The sequence below is a fragment of the Mycolicibacter minnesotensis genome (assembly GCF_010731755.1).
In the GTDB taxonomy this organism is placed as follows: Bacteria; Actinomycetota; Actinomycetes; order Mycobacteriales; family Mycobacteriaceae; genus Mycobacterium; species Mycobacterium minnesotense.
Genome location: NZ_AP022589.1, coordinates 2,456,901 through 2,477,611, shown reverse-complemented (window position 1 = coordinate 2,477,611; position 20,711 = coordinate 2,456,901). Strand labels below are relative to the sequence as shown.

General features: G+C 68.5%; 14 protein-coding genes. 9 read left to right on the top strand and 5 right to left on the bottom strand.

Translation table 11 applies throughout. The annotated features are described in order from the left end of the window. The first annotated feature begins 19 nt into the window (after positions 1-19). From recC to G6N09_RS11405, 7 genes are all read left to right on the top strand, one after another. Entirely contained in the window at positions 20-3,319 is a 3,300-nt protein-coding gene (gene recC, locus G6N09_RS11435) for an exodeoxyribonuclease V subunit gamma (protein WP_083022834.1), read from the top strand. Next, entirely contained in the window at positions 3,319-6,621 is a 3,303-nt protein-coding gene (gene recB / locus G6N09_RS11430) for an exodeoxyribonuclease V subunit beta (RefSeq protein WP_083022833.1), read from the top strand. The genes recC and recB overlap by 1 nt, the downstream gene beginning before the upstream one ends. Next, positions 6,618-8,357 carry an exodeoxyribonuclease V subunit alpha gene (gene recD / locus G6N09_RS11425; RefSeq protein ID WP_083022762.1) on the top strand — a complete coding sequence of 580 codons (1,740 nt, stop codon included), beginning with the start codon at positions 6,618-6,620 and terminating at the stop codon, positions 8,355-8,357. Before recB ends, recD begins: the two co-directional genes overlap by 4 nt. Positions 8,358-8,556: 199 nt before the next feature. Continuing rightward, a complete protein-coding gene (locus G6N09_RS11420; RefSeq protein ID WP_109558811.1) occupies positions 8,557-9,441 on the top strand; it encodes an NYN domain-containing protein in 885 nt (294 codons plus the stop codon). A 136-nt stretch (positions 9,442-9,577) separates the two neighbouring features. Next, positions 9,578-10,756, top strand: coding sequence for a glycosyltransferase (locus G6N09_RS11415; protein ID WP_083022761.1), 1,179 nt, complete (start codon positions 9,578-9,580; stop codon positions 10,754-10,756). After that, positions 10,753-11,775 (top strand): glycosyltransferase, encoded by a 1,023-nt coding sequence (locus tag G6N09_RS11410; RefSeq protein ID WP_083022760.1) that lies wholly within the window; start codon positions 10,753-10,755, stop codon positions 11,773-11,775. Before G6N09_RS11415 ends, G6N09_RS11410 begins: the two co-directional genes overlap by 4 nt. Then, complete coding sequence (locus G6N09_RS11405) at positions 11,772-13,250, top strand: glycoside hydrolase family 130 protein (protein WP_083022759.1); 1,479 nt, start codon at positions 11,772-11,774, stop codon at positions 13,248-13,250. Before G6N09_RS11410 ends, G6N09_RS11405 begins: the two co-directional genes overlap by 4 nt. Positions 13,251-13,265: 15 nt before the next feature. Here the strand turns inward: G6N09_RS11405 and G6N09_RS11400 are convergent, their stop codons facing one another. Beyond that, entirely contained in the window at positions 13,266-14,906 is a 1,641-nt protein-coding gene (locus G6N09_RS11400) for a peptide chain release factor 3 (RefSeq protein ID WP_083022758.1), read from the bottom strand. A gap of 71 nt (positions 14,907-14,977) precedes the next feature. Here G6N09_RS11400 and G6N09_RS11395 point away from each other — a divergent pair, with 71 nt between their 5' ends. Both G6N09_RS11395 and G6N09_RS11390 read left to right on the top strand, forming a co-directional pair. After that, positions 14,978-16,396, top strand: a complete 1,419-nt coding sequence (locus G6N09_RS11395) for an SDR family NAD(P)-dependent oxidoreductase (protein ID WP_083022757.1) — start codon at positions 14,978-14,980, stop codon at positions 16,394-16,396. Positions 16,397-16,478: 82 nt separating this feature from the next. Further along, positions 16,479-16,805 carry a DoxX family protein gene (locus G6N09_RS11390; protein WP_109558810.1) on the top strand — a complete coding sequence of 109 codons (327 nt, stop codon included), beginning with the start codon at positions 16,479-16,481 and terminating at the stop codon, positions 16,803-16,805. 21 nt (positions 16,806-16,826) lie between these two features. Here G6N09_RS11390 and G6N09_RS11385 read toward each other — a convergent pair whose 3' ends face one another. From G6N09_RS11385 to G6N09_RS11375, 4 genes are all read right to left on the bottom strand, one after another. Further along, a complete protein-coding gene (locus G6N09_RS11385) occupies positions 16,827-17,663 on the bottom strand; it encodes an SDR family NAD(P)-dependent oxidoreductase (protein WP_083022755.1) in 837 nt (278 codons plus the stop codon). Between the two features lie 4 nt (positions 17,664-17,667). Beyond that, positions 17,668-18,144 carry a nuclear transport factor 2 family protein gene (locus tag G6N09_RS11380; RefSeq protein WP_083022831.1) on the bottom strand — a complete coding sequence of 159 codons (477 nt, stop codon included), beginning with the start codon at positions 18,142-18,144 and terminating at the stop codon, positions 17,668-17,670. Positions 18,145-18,234: 90 nt separating this feature from the next. Then, complete coding sequence (locus G6N09_RS20320; RefSeq protein ID WP_264002423.1) at positions 18,235-18,369, bottom strand: hypothetical protein; 135 nt, start codon at positions 18,367-18,369, stop codon at positions 18,235-18,237. Positions 18,370-18,472: 103 nt separating this feature from the next. Continuing rightward, positions 18,473-20,137 (bottom strand): ABC-F family ATP-binding cassette domain-containing protein, encoded by a 1,665-nt coding sequence (locus tag G6N09_RS11375; RefSeq protein ID WP_083022754.1) that lies wholly within the window; start codon positions 20,135-20,137, stop codon positions 18,473-18,475. Positions 20,138-20,711: the final 574 nt, after the last annotated feature.

Here is a 20,711-nt window from a genome sequence, read left to right as displayed (position 1 = left end):
GCGGTTTATGGTGAGCGCGATGGGCCTTCACCTGCACCGCGCCGAACGCACCGACACCCTGGTCGACGGGCTGGGAGCACTGCTGGCTACGCCCCCGGCCGACCCGTTCGACATCGAGCTGGTGCTGGTGCCGGCCCGCGGCGTGGAGCGCTGGCTGTCCCAGCGGCTGTCGCATGTTTTGGGTGCCGGCCCCGCGGGGGACGGGGTGTGTGCGGGGGTCGAGTTCCGCAGCCCGGGGTCGCTGATCGCCGAGGTCACCGGCGCGGGCGACGACGATCCATGGTCACCGGATGCCCTGGCCTGGCCGCTGTTAGCGGTGATCGACGCGAGCCTGGATGCGCCCTGGTGTGCCACGCTGGCAAGGCATGTGGGCCACGCAGACCCCAGCCCAGAGGGTGAGCTGCGCCGCGGCAGGCGCTACGCGGTAGCCCGGAGACTGGCCGGATTGTTCGCCTCATACGCCCGTCAGCGGCCTCAACTGCTGATCGACTGGAGCAACGGCGAGTCCACTGACGGTGCCGGCGGGGTGTTGCACGACGATCTGGGCTGGCAGCCACCGCTGTGGCGCGCGCTGGTGGCTGCGGTCGGGATCGATCCCCCGAACGTTCGGCACCGCGACACCGTCGCCCGCCTGCGCCAGGCACCCGTCGAGACGCTGCCGACCCGCCTCTCACTGTTTGGGCACACCCGGTTGGCGTGCACCGACATCGAGTTGCTGCAAGCGCTGGCCACCCATCACGACCTGCACCTGTGGCTTCCGCACGCCTCTGATGCGCTGTGGCAGGCGCTTCATGGCGTGCACGGCCCGGTGCCACGTGTCGACGACGAAACCCGGCACCGGGCACGTCATCCCGTGCTGGAGACCCTGGGCCGTGATCTGCGCGAGTTGCAGCGCGGCCTGCCCGCTGCGCCCGACAGCGACGAATACCTGCGTGCCCCAACGCGACCGGACACGCTGTTGGGTTGGCTGCAATCCGATCTGGGCGTCAACGCCCTGCGTCCCGAGGGCCGCAGCTTTTCCGCGTCTGACCGCTCGGTGCAGGTGCACAGCTGTCACAGCCCCGCCCGGCAGGTCGACGTGCTGCGCGAGGTCCTGCTCGGGCTGCTGCAGGACGATCCCACGCTCGAGCCCCGCGACATCGTGGTCATGTGCCCCGACATCGAGGCCTACGCACCGCTGATCGTCGCCGACTTCGGACTGGGCGAGCTGGCCGGTGATACCCACCCGGCGCACCGATTGCGGGTGCAGCTGGCCGACCGGGCACTGACCCAGACCAATCCGCTGCTGGCGGTGGCCGCCGAACTGCTGGAGATCGCGGGCAGTCGCGCTACGGCCACCGCGGTGCTCAACCTCGCCCACACCGACCCGGTGCGGGCGCGGTTCGGCTTCACCGACAACGACTTGTCCCAGATCACCACGTGGGTGCGTACTGCCAACATCCGTTGGGGCTTTGATCCGCACACCCGCGAGCCCTACGGGCTGTCGCACATCGTGCACAACACCTGGAGATTCGGCCTGGACCGCATCCTGACCGGGGTGGCGATGTCCGATGATTCGCAGGCCTGGCTCGATACCGCGCTGCCCCTCGACGATGTCGGCAGCAGTCAGGTGGAACTGGCCGGCAAGCTGGCCGAGTTCGTGGCACGGTTGCAGGCGACCGTCGACAGGCTCGATGGCACGCGCCCGCTGGCGGAGTGGATCACCGTGCTGCGCGACGGGGTCGCCGAGCTGGCCGACGCCGGCACAGAGGCCTGGCAGAGCGCGCATCTGCAGCGGGAGTTGACGCAGGTGCTCGAACACGCCGCCGACCGCAGCGACACCGCGCTGCGGCTGCCCGACGTGCGCATCCTGATGGCCGGGCATCTGGCGGGGCGCCCGAATCGGGCCAACTTCCGGACCGGAACACTGACGGTGTGCACCATGGTGCCGATGCGGTCGGTGCCGCACCGGGTGGTGTGCCTTTTGGGCGTGGACGACGGCGTGTTCCCCCGGTTGGACCTGCCCGACGGCGACGACGTGCTGGCGCGACGGCCGATGACCGGGGAACGTGACATCCGTTCTGAGGACCGGCAACTGCTGCTGGATGCGATCACCGCGGCCACCGACAAGCTGGTGATCACCTACACCGGCGCAGACGAACACAGCGGCCACCCCCGCCCGCCCGCTGTCCCCTTGGCCGAGCTGATCGACGCGCTGGATCAGACCACGCCGGAACCGGTACGCGAACACCTTGTCGTGGAGCATCCGCTGCAGCCGTTCGACGTCAAGAACGTCGAGCCCGGACGGCTGATCCCCGACGTGCCGTTCACCTTCGACCCGACCGTCCCGCTGGCAGCCAGAACCGCCGCCGGAACTCGCCGCGACGCACAGCGGTTCATCACCGAGCCGCTGGCTGCACCGCCACTGGGAGATGTCGCACTCATCGACCTGCTGAAGTTCTTCAAGGACCCGGTCAAGGGATTTTTCAGTGCGCTGAACTACACGCTGCCGTGGGAGGTCGACGAGGTCGAAGACGGTATGCCCGTCGAGATCGACGCCCTTGGCGAATGGGCGGTCGGCAACCGGATGCTGCACGACATGCTGCGGGGGACCGACCCCGCCAACGCCATCGCCGCCGAGTGGCGGCGCGGCAGCCTGCCGCCCGGGCAGCTGGGCTGGCGCACCGCGAAACAGATCCGGGACCGTGTGGTGCACTTGGCCGCCGCGGCGCTCGAGCATCGCCACGGCCCTCCGGTGACCTACGACATCGATCTCGATCTCGGGGGCGGACGCCGGCTGACCGGCACCGTCACTCCGGTGTTCGATACCGCCACGGTGTCGGTCAACTACTCCAAGCTGCGCGACACCCACTTGTTGCAGGCATGGATTCCGCTGGTGGTGTTGGCCGCCCAACGTCCCGATGTCGAATGGACCGCGCGCTGCATCGGCAGGGCCCGCGACGGCGAACGCGCCCTGCAGCGGGTTCTCGGGGCGCCGCCCAACCCGGCCCAAACGTTGCGGGAGCTGTTGTGGCTCTATGACATCGGGCGTTGCGAACCACTGCCGCTGCCGATCAAGACATCCTTCGCGTGGGCCGAGAAGCGCCACGCCGGGCGCGACCCGGTCGGGTATGCCAGCAGCAAGTGGGCCACCCAGCGCTACCCCGGCGAGGATGCCGAGCCGGCGAGCGTCCGGGTCTGGGGCCCGCGTGCGCCGTTCGACGTGCTGCAGGTGCCCCCGCGCCCGGGTGAGGAGATCGACGGCGAGGACACCCGGCTGGGCGCGCTGGCGGCTCGACTGTGGCTGCCGCTGCTACGCGCGGAGAGGCGGGGGCGCTGATGGAACGCTTCGATCTGCTGGGCCCGCTGCCGGCCCGCGGCACCACCACCGTGCTGGAGGCCAGCGCCGGAACCGGTAAGACGTTCACCCTGGCCGGGTTGGTGACCCGCTATCTGGCCGAAGGGCACGCCACGCTGGACGAGATGCTGCTGATCACCTTCAGCCGCGCCGCCACCCGAGAGCTGCGCGACCGGGTGCGTCGCCAACTGGTGGAGACCCTGGCCGCCCTCGACGGCATCGGTTTACAGGAACCCAACGATCTTGTCGCGCACCTATGCAACGGCAGCACAGCTGAACGAGAGCTGCGCCGGCGCCGGCTGCGTGATGCGTTGGCCGGCTTTGACGCCGCGACCATCGCCACCACCCACCAGTTCTGTCATCTGGTGCTGAAATCACTGGGCATCGCCGGTGACACCAGTGCGGGTGTGGAGTTGGTGGATAGCCTGGACGACCTGGTGACCAAGGTCGTCGACGACCTGTACCTGGCGAAGTTCGGCACGCAGCGCGACGAGGTGGCATTGAGTTATGCCGACGCGCTGAAACTCGCCCGGGTGGTGGTCTCCGACCCGTATGCCCAACTGCGCCCGCAGGATCCCGAACCTGGCACGGTCGCCGAGGTGCGGCTGCGTTTCGTCGACGCGGTCTGCACGGAATTGGAGCTGCGCAAACGCCGGCTCGGCGTGCTGGGGTACGACGACCTGCTACGCCGGCTCGCCGGCGCGCTGGAACCCGAGGATTCGCCGGCCCGCGAACGGATGCGGCAGCGCTGGCCGATCGTGATGGTCGACGAATTCCAGGACACCGACCCGATTCAGTGGCAGGTGATCGAACGCGGCTTCGTCGGCCATTCGGCGGTGGTGCTGATCGGCGACCCCAAACAGGCGATCTACGGCTTCCGCGGCGGCGACATCCACACTTATCTGCAGGCGGCCCGCACCGCTGGGCAGCAGCGCACCCTGGCGGTGAACTGGCGCAGCGATGCGGCACTGGTCCGCGCATTGCAGACGGTGATGGGCGGCGCGGCGCTGGGCGATCCGCAGATCGTGGTCCACGAAGTGGAGTCTGCGGTCGGCCGAACCCGGCTGGCGGGCGCGCCCAGCACGGCGCCGTTCCGGCTGCGGGTGGTCGGTCGCGCGGCCTTCGGCGTCAGCGCAGAGCGTGTCGTCCCGATGCCCAAGCTGCGGCGCCATATCCCCGACGATCTCGCCGCGGACGTCGCGGCCTTGTGGGCCAGCGGCGCCACGTTCGACGGAAGGACGATCAGCCCCGGCGACGTGGCGGTGATCGTGGAGAACAGCAAGGACGCGGCCGCCTGCCAGGAAGCGTTGCTGCGGGCCGGTATTCCCGCGGTGTTCACCGGCGACGCCGACGTGTTCTCCTCGGCTGCTGCCGCCGACTGGTTGTGCCTGCTGGAGGCGTTCGAAGCCACGCATCGCGCCGGATTGGTGCGGGCCGCCGCGGCGACGGTGTTCTTCGGCTATAGCGCCGCCGCCCTGGCCGACGGCGGCGACGCGTTGACCGACACGGTGGCGTCGACGTTGCGGGACTGGGCCGATGAACTGCGGATGCATGGGCCGGCGGCGGTTTTCGAGGCGGCACAGTTGGCCGGCCTCAAGCGCCGCCTGCTCGGTGAGTACGGCGGGGAACGCACCATGACCGATCTGGCGCATGTGGCACAGCTGCTGCATGAGGCCGCCCATCGAGACCGGCTGGGCCTACCGGCACTACGCGAATGGTTGCGCCGCCAATGCACGGAAGGAAACGGTGGCGGGCAGCACAATCGTCGGCTGGACTCCGACGCCGCCGCCGTGCAGATCCTGACGGTGTGGGGCTCCAAGGGTTTGCAGTTCCCGATCGTGTACCTGCCGTTCGCGTTCAATCGGCACATGTTCGACGAGGCCATCCCGCTGTACCACGAGGCCGGCGTGCGTTGCCGCCACGTCGGCGGACCGGACAGCGCCGACCACACCGACGTGCAACGACTGAGCCTGGCCGAGGCCGCCCGCAACGATATTCGGCTCGCCTACGTGGCTTTGACCCGCGCGCAGTCGCAGGTGGTGGCGTGGTGGTCGGCGTCCTATGACGAGCCCAACGGCGGTCTGTCCCGGCTGCTACGGGGTAGGCGCCAGGGCGAGGCGCCGGTGCCGGATCGCTGCGACCCCAAGCCGTCGGACGCCGACGCCCTGGCCTGCTTCCGGGAGTGGGAGACTGCCGGCGGTCTGGTGATCGAGGATTCGGTGATCGCGGCGCTGACCCCGGTCACTCCGTCACAGGCGCTAGAAGAATTGGGGGCGAGGCACTTTCACCGGCACATCGACACCGGATGGCGGCGCACGTCGTATTCGGGACTGATCCGGCATGCCTCAGAAGGCGGGGCGGACGTGGCAGGCGCGGCGTCCGGGGTACACAGTGAGCCGGAGCTGGCCGCCCGCGACGACGAAGCCGATGACGTTCCCGTGCCGGTCGCGGCGCCGCCGGACGGGGCGGATCTGATCTCGCCGATGGCCGAGCTGCCCGCGGGAGCGGCGTTCGGGTCGCTGGTGCACGCCGTGTTGGAGACCGCCGATCCGTTCTCCGCTGACCTGGCGGCCGAGCTGGAGACCCAGGTCCGCCTGCACGCCGCCTGGTGGTCGGTGGACGCCGAGCCTTCCGCACTGGCCGCCGCACTGATGCCCATGCACCACACTCCCCTGGGGCCACTGGCCGACGATCTGACACTGCGCGACATCGGCACCCGCGACCGGTTGCGGGAGCTCGATTTCGAGATCCCACTCGCCGGCGGAGATGTTCGAAGCGGTGCTCCGGATGTGCGGCTGGCCGAAGTCGGGGCGCTGCTGCGCGAGCACCTGTCCGCCGACGATCCCTTCGCGCCGTATGCCGACCGGCTGGCCACCGAGGCCTTGGGCGGCCAGCCGCTGCGCGGATATCTGTCCGGGTCGATCGACGTGGTGCTGCGGATACCCCAGAGACGCTTCCTGGTGGTCGACTACAAGACCAACCGGCTCGGCGATACCGCCGCCGACTATGGCTTCGACCGGCTCACCGCCGCGATGCTGCATTCGGACTATCCACTGCAGGCGTTGTTGTATACCGCTGTGCTGCACCGCTTCCTGCGGTGGCGGCTGCCCGACTACGACCCGGATCGACACCTGGGTGGGGTGCTCTATCTGTTTGTGCGTGGGATGTGCGGGCCGGACACGCCCGTCATCGAGGGGCATCGCGCCGGGGTGTTCGCCTGGCGGCCACCGACGGCACTGGTGGTGGCGTTGTCGGATCTGTTGCACGCAAGGCGGGCGGCATGAGTGAGCTGTTGGAGTGGCGCGTGGCCTCGGGCGCCACTGGGCTGTTACGGGACTTCAATCAGGCCGGCGTGCTCGATGCCGCTGATGTGCATGCCGCCCAACGCATCACGGCACTGGGCGGTGAGAGCGATGAGACGGTGGGCTTGGCGCTGGCGCTGACGGTGCGCGCACTGCGACATGGGTCGGTGTGCCTGGATCTGGCCTCGGTGGCCGCGGACACCGCCGACGCGGAGGTGTCCTGGCCGGAGCCGGGGGCTTGGCTGGCCGCGGTGCAGGGCAGTCAGCTGGTGCAGGCCCAGGTGCTGCGGCTCTATGACGGCCGACTGCTCTACCTGGACCGGTACTGGCGCGAAGAGGAGCAGGTCTGCACGGACCTGCTGGCATTGTCGGCGCCCGGGACGGTACCGGCGCAGCTGCCCGCCTTTGAGCGGCTTTTTCCGCCCGGCACATTCGATGAGCAGCGCGCGGCCGCCGAGATCGCGGTGTCGCAGCCGGTGACGGTGCTCACCGGTGGCCCGGGAACCGGCAAGACGACCACGGTGGCACGGCTGCTGGCACTGTTGGCCGAGCATGCCGAACGCTCGGGTACGTCCGGGTTGCGGATCGCGTTGGCCGCACCGACCGGTAAGGCCGCGGCCCGGCTGACCGAGGCGGTCGCCGCCGAGGTTGCCGAGCTGGAGCCGGTGGATCAGGCGCGGCTCGCCGGGTTGGGTGCGACCACCCTGCACACGCTGCTGGGTTCACGACCGGACAGTTCCGTGCGGTTCCGCCACGACCGGGCCAACCGGCTGCCGCATGACGTGATCGTCGTCGACGAGACGTCGATGGTGTCGCTGACGCTGATGGCCCGGCTGCTGGAGGCGATGCGCCCCGATGCCCGGCTCATTCTGGTGGGCGACGCCGACCAGCTCGCGTCGGTGGAAGCCGGTGCGGTGCTGGCCGATCTGGTGGACGGGCTGGCGGCGCGGCCGGACACTCGGGTGGCGACGCTGCAGACGTCGCACCGATTCGGCGAGTCGATCGGCGCGCTGGCGTTGGCGATCCGCGACGGCGACGCTGATAAGGCGATCACGCTGCTGGCCGCCGGCGGTGACCACGTGGAGTGGCTCGACACCGACCATGCGGGGGATGTGGCCGAGCGATTGGCGGCGCTGGTGGTGCCCCATGCGTTGGCGGTGCGCCAGGCCGCGCTGCTCGGTGACGCCACCGCGGCGGCGGTGACGCTGGATGAGCATCGGCTGTTGTGTGCACACCGGGAGGGGCCGTACGGGGTGCGGCACTGGAACCAGCAGATCCGCCGCCTCGTCGCTGAGCAGACCGGTGATCCGATGTGGACCGAATGGTATGCCGGACGGCCCTTGCTGGTGACGGCGAACGACTACGGGCTCGGGCTGCGCAATGGCGATACCGGGGCGGTGGTGGTCCGCAACGAGGGGTTGCGCGCGGTGATCTCGACGGCGTCCGGGCCGCTGGAGTTCGCCACCAGCCGCCTGGCGGAGGTGGAGACCATGTATGCGATGACCATCCACAAGAGCCAGGGCAGCCAGGCCGGTGAGGTGACGGTGCTGATGCCGCCCGTCGAGTCGCGGCTGTTGACCCGGGAGCTGTTCTACACCGCGGTGACCCGGGCCAAGACCAAGGTGCGCGTGATCGGTTCCGAGGCCTCGGTGCGTGCCGCGCTGGGTCGCCGGGTGGTGCGGGCGTCGGGACTGGCGCTACGCCTGCGGGAGGCGTGAGGACGCCGAGCTGATTCCGCCCTGCTGCCGGGCCGTTTCGGCGTGTCGTCACGCCGAACCCTGCGGACAATTGCCCTGCTCTGAGCGACAATTCGCACCCCCCGCCGCGCTCGGGCGCCGTTGTCGCTCAGAGGCGGGCAATTCCCCCGTCGCCGCCAAGCCATTAGGGATGCGGCCGGTGGTGCGCCACACTGGACCGATGACAGAATCCGGCGATACCCGGGTCGCGGTCTACCTCGACTTCGACAACATCGTGATCTCCCGCTATGACCAGGTCAACGGCCGAAGCTCGTTTCAGAAGGACAAGTCCAAGGGCCTGTCCAAGAACCCGGAACGGTTGGCCCGAGCCACCGTCGACGTCGGGGCGATCATCGACTTCGCGTCATCGTTCGGGACGCTGGTTCTCACCCGCGCCTATGCCGACTGGTCGGCGGAGGTCAACACCGGCTACCGCCAGCAACTGGTCGGGCGCGCAGTCGATCTGGTGCAGCTGTTCCCCGCGGCGGCCTACGGCAAGAACGGTGCCGACATCCGGCTGGCCGTCGATGCGGTCGAAGACATGTTCCGGCTGCCGGACCTGACTCACGTGGTGATCGTGGCCGGCGATTCCGACTACATCGCCCTGGCGCAGCGCTGTAAACGCTTGGGCCGCTACGTTGTCGGGATCGGCGTGGCCGGTTCGACCAGCCGCGCACTGGCGGCGGCCTGCGACGACTTCGTCAGCTATGACGCGCTGCCCGGCGTGCCGGTGTTCAAGCCCGCGCCGGCCAGCCCCGAGACCGAGACCGAGGCCGAACCGAAGCGGCGCTCCCGGCAGGCCAAAGAGGAACCCGAAGAGGTTCAGCCGGATCCGCAGGACACCGCTACCGCGCTGCTCATCCGTGCGCTGCAGATCGGCTTGGAGAAAGACGACGTCGAGTGGCTGCACAACTCGTCGGTCAAGGCGCAGATGAAGCGGATGGATCCCTCGTTCAGCGAAAAAGCGCTGGGCTACAAATCCTTCAGCGACTTCCTCCGGTCCTACTCAGACCTGGTGGAGCTCGATGAGAGTTCGACAACGCGCTTGGTTCGGCTACGCGGATGAGCCCGGAGAGAACGGGTGTACGCTCGACAGGGTTGGGAGCCGAGCCAGTCCGGGATGAGTCAGCGTTTCGTCGTTGATCTTGTAGAGCAGTCGCTCGCACCGGGCACACCGGTCACGACCGTTTGTCGGGATCAACATGGATTCTCTGTTCGCGTACCCGTCCTTTGCCGCACCTGTTGCGGGCCAATGTTTTTCGCGTCCACCCAGCATCGGCATCCTCAGTACCTATCCACCGACGCCGTGCGGGCTGGCGACGTTCACCGCCGCACTGTCCGACGGATTGTCCGCCAACGGCGCCGAGGTCAGCGTGGTACGCATCGCGGACGGGTCGCCGACCAGTAGTTCCCGAGTTGTCGGAGAGCTGATCAACGGTTCAGCGACGTCGGTGGCGGCCAGCTCCGAATTACTGAATCAGTGCGATGTCGCGATCATCCAGCACGAGTACGGGATCTATGGCGGCGCCGACGGGGAAGAGGTGTTGGACCTGATCGGCGGGTTACACGTCCCGGCTATCGTCGTCGCGCACACGATTCTTAAAAACCCTACGCCACATCAGCGTTCGGTGTTCGAAGCGATCGCGGCACGGGCGGATCAGGTGGTCGTCATGTCCGAGGTCGCCAATGCGCGCCTGCGCTTGGACTTCAACATCGATCGCCGTAAGGTCACCACGATCCCACACGGCGCGACCATACCGGGGCGCGTCTCGTTGAAGCGTTCCGGCAGGCCCACCCTGCTGACCTGGGGCCTGCTGGGGCCGGGCAAGGGCATCGAGCGGGTGATCGACGTGATGGGATCGCTGCATGATCTCCCCGGTCGGCCGCGCTACCTGGTAGCCGGACGAACGCACCCGAAGGTTCTGGCCGCCGACGGCGAGGCCTACCGAGACGCCCGCGCGGAACAGGCCCGAAGCAGCGGTGTCGCGGACTCGGTGTCGTTCGATCCCGGCTACCGGGGCGTTGCGTCACTGGTTGAGCTGGTCCAGTCCGCTGCGGCGGTCGTCCTGCCCTACGACTCCACCGACCAGGTCACGTCCGGTGTGCTGGTCGATGCCATCGCGTGCGGCCGGCCAGTGGTCGCCACCGCCTTCCCGCACGCCATTGAGCTCCTGGGCACCGGGGCGGGCATCGTCGTCGGGCACGATGACCCCGACGCGCTGGCGGCCGCCCTGCGCCGGTTGCTGACCGACCCGCGGGTGGCCGGCTCGATGGCCGCCGAGGCGCGCCGGCTGGCTCCGACGATGGCCTGGACGAGTGTCGCCAAGACCTATCTGAGCTTGGCGCGCCGCCATCTGGTGCAGCGGCCAGCGGCGGTATGACCGCCGCCACGCCCGCCCCGATCTTCGACCATCTGCTGCGGATGACCGACCATCGGGGCACCTTCGAGCACGCCTGTTTCGCCGATCCGCGGCCCGAGCACGGCTATTGCGCCGACGACATGAGCCGCGTCCTGGTGGTCGCCGCCCGCCAGCCCAAAACTGAGGGGGACGTGCGCCGCCTCGCCAGTGTCGCGGTGCGGTTCCTGAACGAGGCGCAGGCCCTCACCGGCGCATGCCGCAATCGGATGGATGTCGCCGGCCGCTGGGCCGACGAACCGGCCTTCGAGGACTGCTGGGGCAGGTGTGTCTGGGGGCTCGGGACGGCCGCTGCGAGAAGCGAAGTGGGCTGGGTGCGCCAGTCCGCGATAGTCCAGTTCGACCGTGCCGCTCAGGGACGGTCGATCTGGCCGCGCGCCATGGCGTTCGCAGCTTTGGGGGCAGCGGAACTTCTGACCGTCGACCCCGACCACCGCGCGGCGCGCGCACTCATCACCGACTACGCGGCCACCGTCACCGAACCGAGCAGCAACCCCGCGTGGCCATGGCCCGAAGCACGGCTGACCTACGCCAATGCCGTCCTCGCCGAGGCGATGATCGCGGCCGGCGTGGTGCTCGACTCACCACCGCTGTGGCAGCGCGGACTGGATCTGTTGGAGTGGCTGGTGGATTACGAAACGGCAGACGGGCACCTCTCCCCCACCCCGGTGGCAGGACGGGGCCCCGATGACCGTCGGCCCGGATTCGACCAGCAGCCGATCGAGGTGTCCACGCTCGCGGATGCGTGCGCACGGGCCGCCGCCGTTGACGCTGGTGCGATCTGGACGGCGGGTGTCCGAGCGGCCGCGGCGTGGTTCCAGGGCGCCAACGATGCGAGCCAACCGATGTGGGATCCCGAGACCGGCGGCGGATTCGACGGCCTGCAGGCCAACGGGGTGAATCGCAATCAGGGCGCCGAGTCGACTCTGGCCGTGTTGTCGACCCTGCAGCACGCTCAGAATTTCTCGACTGTGCCGCAATGACTTCGGCGCAGGACAGCCTGGGCAGGCGCAACCCCGGGCGGCTCGCGGCCGACCCGGCGCGCGTCGTCACACGACTCTTCGTGCCCGGCCAGGAGGGTTTCGAGCACCAGGAGTCCCGCGCGGGCGTGGTACTGAGACGGATTCTGGCACTGGACGAGGCCGAGGTGCGGTCCTCGCTCGACGATGTCGTGACACGCTTCGACGGGCGTCACCGCGATCTGGTCGGCACCTTCGGTCGGCACGCCCGGGAACTTGCCGACCGGCTGGATCCCGACCAGGCACTCTCCGAGACACGCATGCTGTTGTTGGGTGCGGCCTTCACCAGTGAATACGCCATTGAGGGTGCGGCGTTGTGCAACCCCAGCATCGTGGCGCACCCCGACCAGGCGGGCACGGCAGCCGGTGAGTTGCGTTTCGTGATGAGCGTGCGGGGCATCGGAGAAGGACATCGGTCCTCGATCGGGTTCCGCACCGGCGTCGTCGACGCGGCGGGCCGCGCCACGATCGATGGCCGGGGCCCCTTCGCCACCGTCGGCGCCGCCACCCCAACCCTGCTGGACTCAGCCGTCTTTCGCGGTGAGCTCGCCCGTCTCGACAACACCGGCGAGGCCACCGACTACGTCCTCAACGCCCTCGGAGACCGTTTCACCCAGGCTGACCTGAACAGCCAACTTGCAAAGCTGCACACCCATCTGCGTACCCGTGGACGCGCCGAAGAGACGATCTCAGAGATCCGCGCGATCGCCGAGCGGTCGTACCGCGTCGATTTCTCCGAGGACATCCCGCTGACCGAGCGGGTGCTGTGGCCTTCGACGGAAGCTGAGGGGGCCGGGATGGAGGACGCCCGATTCGTCCGCTTCACCGACGACGACGGGTCCGTCAGGTGGCTTGCCACTTACACCGCCTACAGCGGATCCCACATCAGCCAACAGCTCTTGGAGACAACGGATTTCCGGTCGTTCACGTCCACGCCCATCGTCGGCCGCGCCGCGGCCAACAAGGGCCTGGCGTTGTTTCCGCGCCGGATCCGTGGCCGGTTCGCGGCCATGTCGAGAGCGGACCGCGAATCCAATGCGATCGCCTACTCCGATCACTTGTCGGTGTGGCCGAGCGCGGTTCCCGTCCAGCGACCGGCCCAGGCCTGGGAGGCCCTGCAGCTCGGGAACTGCGGTTCGCCCATCGAAACCGAGGCCGGCTGGCTGGTGCTCACCCACGGCGTAGGCCCGATGCGCACCTATCGCATCGGAGCGATTCTGCTTGACCTCGACGATCCGACTCGGCTGGTCGGTCGGCTGCGCCAACCGCTGCTGAGCCCTGCCGACGACGAGCAGAACGGCTACGTGCCCAACGTCGTCTACTCCTGCGGCGCGCTGGTGCACGCCAACACCCTGGTCCTGCCGTACGGTATCGGCGACGCCGCCATCGGGATCGCCACGGTGCCGCTGCCGGAACTGCTTACCGCATTGCGCGACTGAGCGCCGCCGGTTCGGTCAGCTCTCCGCGGCCACCAGCGATCGCAGCGTGATGTCGGGGTTGTCACGCTGGAAGCCCTGCAGGCGCCAGGCGTTGGAGAACAAGACCAGGTGCACGCCGTCGGTGCGGGTCATGACCTCCGCCAAGGACTGCTTGCTGACGAAGTCGACGTCGGCGGCATCCACGATCCGAGCGACCTGATAGGGCAACGGCTCCAGCGTGATCGGCGCCCCCATCTCACGGGCCATGCGGTGGGCAGCCACCTCGAACTGCATGGGGCCGACGGCGGCCAGCACCGGGGCCTGCTCGCCGCGGCGATCGGAGACCAGCACCTGCACCACGCCTTCCTGATCCAACTGCTCGATGCCGCGGCGGAATTGCTTGTGCTTGCTGGGGTCGACGTTGCGGGCTACGGAGAAATGCTCCGGGGAGAAACTCGGGATCGGCGGGTATTGCACCGGCACATCGCAATACAGCGTGTCGCCGGGACGCAGGGCGGCGGCGTTGGCCAGCCCGATCACATCACCGGGCCAGGCGGTGTCCAAGGTGGAGCGCTGCTGGCCGAACACCGACTGGGCGTACTTGGTGACAAAGGGCTTGCCGGTCGCGGCGTGGGTCAGCACATCACCGCGCTCGAAGGTGCCCGAATACACCCGCGCGAACGCGATCCGGTCGCGGTGGGCGGAGTCCATGCCGGCCTGCACCTTGAACACGAACGCACTGAACGGGGCGCCGGTGGCGCGCCGGCCGCCCTCGACGTCAAGCGCACCACTGGGCGCCGGTCCCAACTCGGTGAGCACATCCAGCAGCTGGTTCACCCCGAAGTTCAGCGCCGCCGAGGTGAACAGCACGGGGGTGGCCGAGCAGTCCAGGAACGCCTCGCGGTCGAAATCGGATCCATCAGCAGACAGCAGCTCGCACTCTTCGACCGCGGTGTCCCAGTCGGCGCCGGCCGCGGCATGGGCGTCGGCGGCGGCGATGTGCTCCTCGGGCGCGGCGGTGGCGCCGCCGGCGGTACGGGTGAACCGGATGAAGTCTCCCGAACGGCGGTCCAGAACCCCGTCGAATTCTCCGGCGATGCCGACCGGCCAGGTCAACGGCGTGGGACGTAATCCGATCCGGTCGGCGATCTCGTCCATCAATTCCAGGGCATGCCGACCGGGCCGGTCCCACTTGTTGATCACGGTGATGATCGGGATCCGGCGGTGCCGACACACCTGGAAGAGCTTGAGGGTCTGGGGTTCGAGGCCCTTGGCGGCGTCGATGAGCATGACCGCGGAGTCGACGGCGGTCAGCACCCGGTAGGTGTCTTCGGAGAAGTCGGCGTGGCCGGGGGTGTCGAGCAGGTTGATAACGCAGTCCTGGCCCTTGGCCGTGCGGTAGGGAAACTGCAGCGCGGTCGAGGTGATGGAGATACCGCGGGCCTTCTCCATCTCCATCCAGTCCGACACGGTGGCGCGCCGACCGGACTTGCCGTGCACCGCGCCGGCCTCGGTGATGGCCTTGGCATGCAGCACCAAGGCCTCGGTCAAGGTGGATTTGCCGGCGTCGGGATGGCTGATGACGGCGAAGGTTCGGCGGCGGGCTGCCTCGGCGGAGATCCGGCCACTTTGCGGCGCGGCGGCGACCACCGGCGAGTCCAGGGCGTTGTCGGTCATTGCGTCGCTGAGTGTATGGGCGATCTTGAGCAATTCAATAATCGGGCACCAGGCCCGATACCCTTCCAGACGTGACCGCGATCGACTCCGAAAGGCTCGCCACCTGCCTACAGGTGCTGGCCGAGATCGATGCGCTGCCGCCCGAGCACCCCGACGCCGTGGCGGTGCGCCGGGCCACCGCGCGCATGTTCAAAGCGGTCAAGAAGGCTCGCCGCAGCGCCAAGCGCGACGCCGTGGCCACCGCCGATAAGGCCGTGATCGCCGCCACGGCCACCGGAGCGCCGGGACGTATCGACGACGAGACGCAGGGCATCCCGCTGGTGTCTGCGGCCGTCGGGGCCTCGGCGGGCACCCTGCTGCGCTCGCGGGCCTGCTACATCTGCAAGACGCACTACACGCAGGTCGACGCGTTTTATCACCAGCTCTGCCCGGACTGTGCGGCCATGAGCCGGGCCAAGCGTGACGCCCGCACCGACCTGTCTGGCCGACGCGCCCTGCTCACCGGCGGGCGGGCCAAGATCGGCATGTACATCGCGCTGCGGCTGCTGCGCGACGGTGCGCACACCACCATCACCACCCGTTTCCCCAACGATGCGGTGCGCCGGTTCGCCGCGATGCCCGACAGCGCCGACTGGCTGCATCGGCTGCAGGTGGTGGGCATCGACCTGCGTGATCCGGCTCAGGTGGTGGCGTTGGCCGACACGGTGGCCGCCCAGGGCCCGTTGGACATCCTGATCAACAACGCGGCGCAAACGGTGCGGCGCGCGCCGGGCTCGTATGCGGCCCTGGTGCAGGCCGAGCGCACTCCGGCCAACGAGCTCGTCGACGTCATCACCTTCGACCATGTCAGCGACGCCCATCCCGCGGCGCTGGCCGGCAGCCTCGCCGCGCACCAGGAGCCGCACGCCCTGACCGAGCTGGCCCTGACCGCGCGCAGCGCCTCCCCGGAGCGGATCGCCGCCGGCACCGCGATCGATGCCGGCGGACTGTTGCCCGACACCGCTTCGGTGAACAGCTGGACCCAGCGGGTGCACGAGGTCGACGCCTTGGAGCTGCTCGAGGTGCAACTCTGTAACCAGACCGCCCCGTTCATCCTGGTGAGCCGGCTGCGCCCGGCGATGGCGGCAGCGACCGCCCGCCGCAAGTACGTCGTCAACGTGTCGGCGATGGAGGGCCAGTTCAGCCGCCAGTACAAAGGCCCTGGGCATCCGCACACCAACATGGCCAAGGCCGCGCTGAACATGCTGACCCGCACCAGTGCGGCCGAGATGCTGGAGAACGATCGCATCCTGATGACCGCGGTGGACACCGGCTGGATCACCGATGAGCGTCCGCACCCCACCAAGTTGCGCCTGGCCGAGGAGGGTTTCCACGCGCCGTTGGATCTGGTCGACGGCGCCGCGCGGGTCTATGACCCGATCGTGCGCGGGGAAGCCGGCGAGGACCTTTATGGCTGCTTCCTCAAGGATTACGTCCCCAGTAACTGGTAGCCGCCGCAGCTACACTCGGGGCGTGACGACCACCACAGTGCAGCAGCGCTCCGCGATTACCCGTGCTCGCTGGCTCGCCGGCATGCTGCTCGGTATCGGGACCGCCCATTTCGCCTGGCCCAAGCCCTTCGACAGCATCATTCCGGTCGAACTGCCCGGCAGCGCCCGGTTCTACACCTACGCCTCGGGAGTCGCCGAGGTGGTGATCGGGGCGCTGCTGTTGGTGCCTAGCACCCGCAGGCGGGCCGGACTGGCCGCCGCCGCGCTGTTCGTCGCCGTGTACCCGGGAAACCTCAACAGCGTCCGGCTGTTCTGGGACAAGCCGTGGTTGCGGGCCGCGACGCTGGCGCGTCTGCCGTTGCAGATTCCGATGGTCACCGCGGCGCTGCGGGTGTGGCGCCACGGCTAGCAGCTGAAATTAGCCGCAGCGTCAATACAGCGGGCCGCCGCCGAACAGGCTCCGGTGCGAATCGGGCTGGTTACCGGCCAGGTCGGTGATGCCGTAATCCAGCGCGGTCTCGGCGGTGATCAGGGTGTGTCCACTGCGGGCGGCGAGGTCGGGGTCCACGGCGAGGGCGGCGATGACGCGGCCGATGAACTCCGGCGTTTCGGCGTTGGCCAGCGGGAAGCCCTGGAAGTTGTCCAGGCCGCGATCCATGAAGCCCTGCATCACTTCGTTTTTCACCAGGCCCGGCCAGAGCGACACCGCGCTCACCCCGGTACCGGTGAGCTCCACGGCCATGTCGGCGGTCATCTTGTCCAGCCCGGCCTTGGACATGCCGTAGAGCACCGAGTGCAGGTGTCCGCGGGCGCCGAATGAGGAGATGTTGGCGATCAGGCCCGCCCCGCGCGGGACCATCAGCTGCGCGGCGTACACCGAGGCGACGTAGTGGGTGCGCAGGCCCACCCCGATCAGGGTGTCCCAGTCCGACAGCGGGCGCTGCCAGAACTTCTCGGTGAACCCGGCGAAGCCCTTGGGCGCGGCCCAGACATTGTTGACCAGCAGATCCAACCGGCCGTCCTGCTCCTCGGCGATGCGAGCGAACAGCGTCGCGATCTGCGCGTCGTCGCGGTGATCGCACTGCACGGCGATGCCGCGCCCACCGCGCTGCGTGACCTCGCGGGCGGTCTCATCCAGTGGCCCGTCGGCACCGACCTCACCGCGTGCGGTGACGTAGACGGTCCAGCCGTGCGAGCCCAGGGCCAGCGCGATGCCCTTGCCGACGCTGCGGCTGGCGCCGGTGACCAAGGCGATCGGTGTACTCATCGCCCTAAACCTCCACGATGGCGTCATCGCCCAGGGGCCGGGTGATGGCCCAGAGCTGGCGGAAGTGGCTGCGGGCGATCTTCCAGGCCCCGTCCTCGATCCGGTAGTCGTCGTCGTACTCACCGGTGAGCAGGCGTTCGGTGCGCTCGATCATGTTGAGCTGGCGGAACTTCAGCGTCCAGTGGCCGGTGGCCGTGCCGGGGCCGGTGAGGGCGATGTCGGGGTGCATGCCGTGGTGCATGTCCAGGATCACCGGTTTGCCGTCCACGGTGTGCAGCGCGATCTTGGTGAATACCGCGGCGATTTTGTCGGCATCGTCGAACCCGCCCAATGCGCCGTAGTGGATGTCGGCGCCATTGGCGATGAAGCAGGCCCGGAAGGTTTCGGGGTCTTTGGCATCGCAGGCCCGAAAGTAGCGGTGTTTGAGGGCTTTGATCGCCTCGATGTGTTCGAGCGCGGTCAGCCGCTCCTCGGGGGTCATCGCTCGACGATAGTTGTCGGCGTCCAGCGTCACCCTAGGGGCACCCGATGCGGATTTCGGCGGCTCAGGTGCCGCCATTCAGGGGGCTTTTCAGCAGATCTGGCCGGCGAAGAAGGCCGCCGATACCAGACCGACGCACAGTGCCACGGTGGCGTGGCCCATCATGCCGGCGGCGGTGGTCGCGGTGGCTGCCGTGACGCCCAAGCCAGTCAAGAAAGCGGTCATTACATCGGCTCCTGTGGTCTACGTCACATCAGAGTTTCTAACGTGGTCTACACCACATCATATCTCTAAGGAAAATGCCAGTCGCGTGAACGCGCCAGCTCGCCTACAACTCTGTGACGCGCCCGTTCTCGACTCGCCAGGAGCGGTCCAATCGGACGTTCTGCAACATCCGGCGGTCGTGAGTCACCAGCAACAGCGCGCCGTCGTAGGTTTCCAGCGCCTGCTCCAGCTGTTCGATGGCGGGCAGATCGAGATGGTTGGTCGGTTCGTCCAGGACCAGCACGTTCGTGCCGCAGGCTTGCAGCAGCGCCAGGCCGGCGCGGGTCCGCTCCCCGGGTGAGAGGTCGTCGACCGCGCGTTCCACATGGTCGGCGGTCAGCCCGAACTTCGCCAGCAGGGTTCGCACGTCGGCGGTCGACCAGTCCGGCACCCGCTGCTCGAAGCGGTCGACGAGACGGGCGGAACCGGTGAAATCGGCCCGCGCCTGATCGATTTCACCGATCGCGACATTGGCTCCCAAGCTGGCCCGGCCCGCATCGGGCTGCTGGCGGCCGAGCAGCAGTCGCAGCAACGTCGACTTTCCCGCCCCGTTGGGGCCCACGATGCCGATCCGTTCGCCCGCATCCACCTGTAGCGACACCGGTCCGAGGGTGAAATCGCCTTGGCGCACCACGGCATTGTCGAGCGTTGCGACCACCGAGCTTGACCGTGGCGCAGCCCCGATGCTGAATTGCAGGGTCCATTCCTTGCGGGGTTCGACCACCTCCTCCAGGCGGGCGATCCGGCTCTCCATCTGACGCACCTTCTGCGCCTGTTTCTCGCTGGATTCGGTGGCGGCGCGTCGGCGGATCTTGTCGTTGTCCGGCGCCTTGCGCATGGCATTGCGGACGCCCTGGCTCGACCATTCCCGCTGCGTGCGGGCGCGGGCGACCAGGTCGGCTTTTTTCTCGGCGAACTCCTCGTACTGCTCGCGCCGGTGCCGGCGGTTGATCTCTCGTTCTTCGAGGTAGCTGTCGTATCCGCCGCCGAAGACCGTCGTGGTGTTCTGGGCCAGGTCCAATTCCAGGACGCGCGTGACGCTGCGGGCCAAGAACTCCCGATCGTGGCTGACCAGCACCACTCCGCCGCGTAGATCCCGGACGAATTGCTCCAGCCGGGCCAGCCCGTCCAGGTCGAGATCGTTGGTCGGCTCGTCGAGCAGGACGATGTCGAACCGCGAAAGCATCAGCGCGGCCAAACCCACCCGGGCGGCCTGCCCACCCGACAGCCCGGTCATCAGCGTCGATTCGGGCTGCACCGCCTCGGAGTCCAGGCCCAGGTCGGCCAGCACCGCTGGCACCCGTTCGTCGAGGTCGGCCGCACCGGTGGCCAGCCAGTGGTCCAGCGCCACCGAGTAGGCGTCGGCCGGATCGATACTCGCGGGAGCCTGATCCGGATCAGCCAGGGCTGCCGCCGCAGCGTCCATGGCCTGCGACGCCTGCGCGCAGCCGGTCCGGCGGGCGATATAGGCGGCGACGGTCTCGCCTTCCACCCGCTCGTGCTCCTGCGGCAGCCACCCGACAAACCCATCGGCCGGCGCGATGCTGACCGCGCCCTCGAGCGGCTCGAGATCGCCGGCCAGGATCTGCAACAGGGTGCTCTTGCCGGCGCCGTTGGCGCCCACGACGCCGATGACGTCCCCCGGTGCCACGGTCAGGTCAAGGCCCTCGAACAGTGTGCGGTGCGCGAAACCGCCAGCGATGTTCTTGGCGACGAGCGTTGCGGTCATCGGTACATGGTCTCAGGGGGCGGGAGGGGGATGGGGCGTGCCAGGACCTGGATGGCGTTCTGGCGGGTGTCGCCGTGGAGTTGACGAAGACGAACCTATTGGCCCGTGCTGCGAGGTCCCGAGTGCCACCTACGCGGTCCCGAATTAGATTCTTTCCAGCAGGATTTGAAAGGGCCTAGGCCTCGCCGCGAAGGACGTCCGGCTGCGCCCGTGGGAATGTCTCAACTAAGAGGGCCACTAATTGGTGTGCCATCTCTTCATCAATCTGGATCGACTGACTACTCTTCGGCGCCGATGCCCGGCCGTCCGAACCGAATGTGCTCAGGTGAAGCAGCCGAGTCCCATCTGCATCGTCCACGACCTGGAAATAGCAATCGACCTCGGAGCTGTGCGGCTTTACGTCCTGTGTCCCGCGTTCCAACTTGCGCACAATGGCCCTGCGGCAACGGTAAATCAATGGGACCAGCCAGATGGTTGTCACCGGCACAGATACTTCATGCGACGCCAGCACCCACTCCCCCCCACCGTGACATTCCCCACTCCCCCTGTTCATCCCCACGTAACCCGCTCGCCC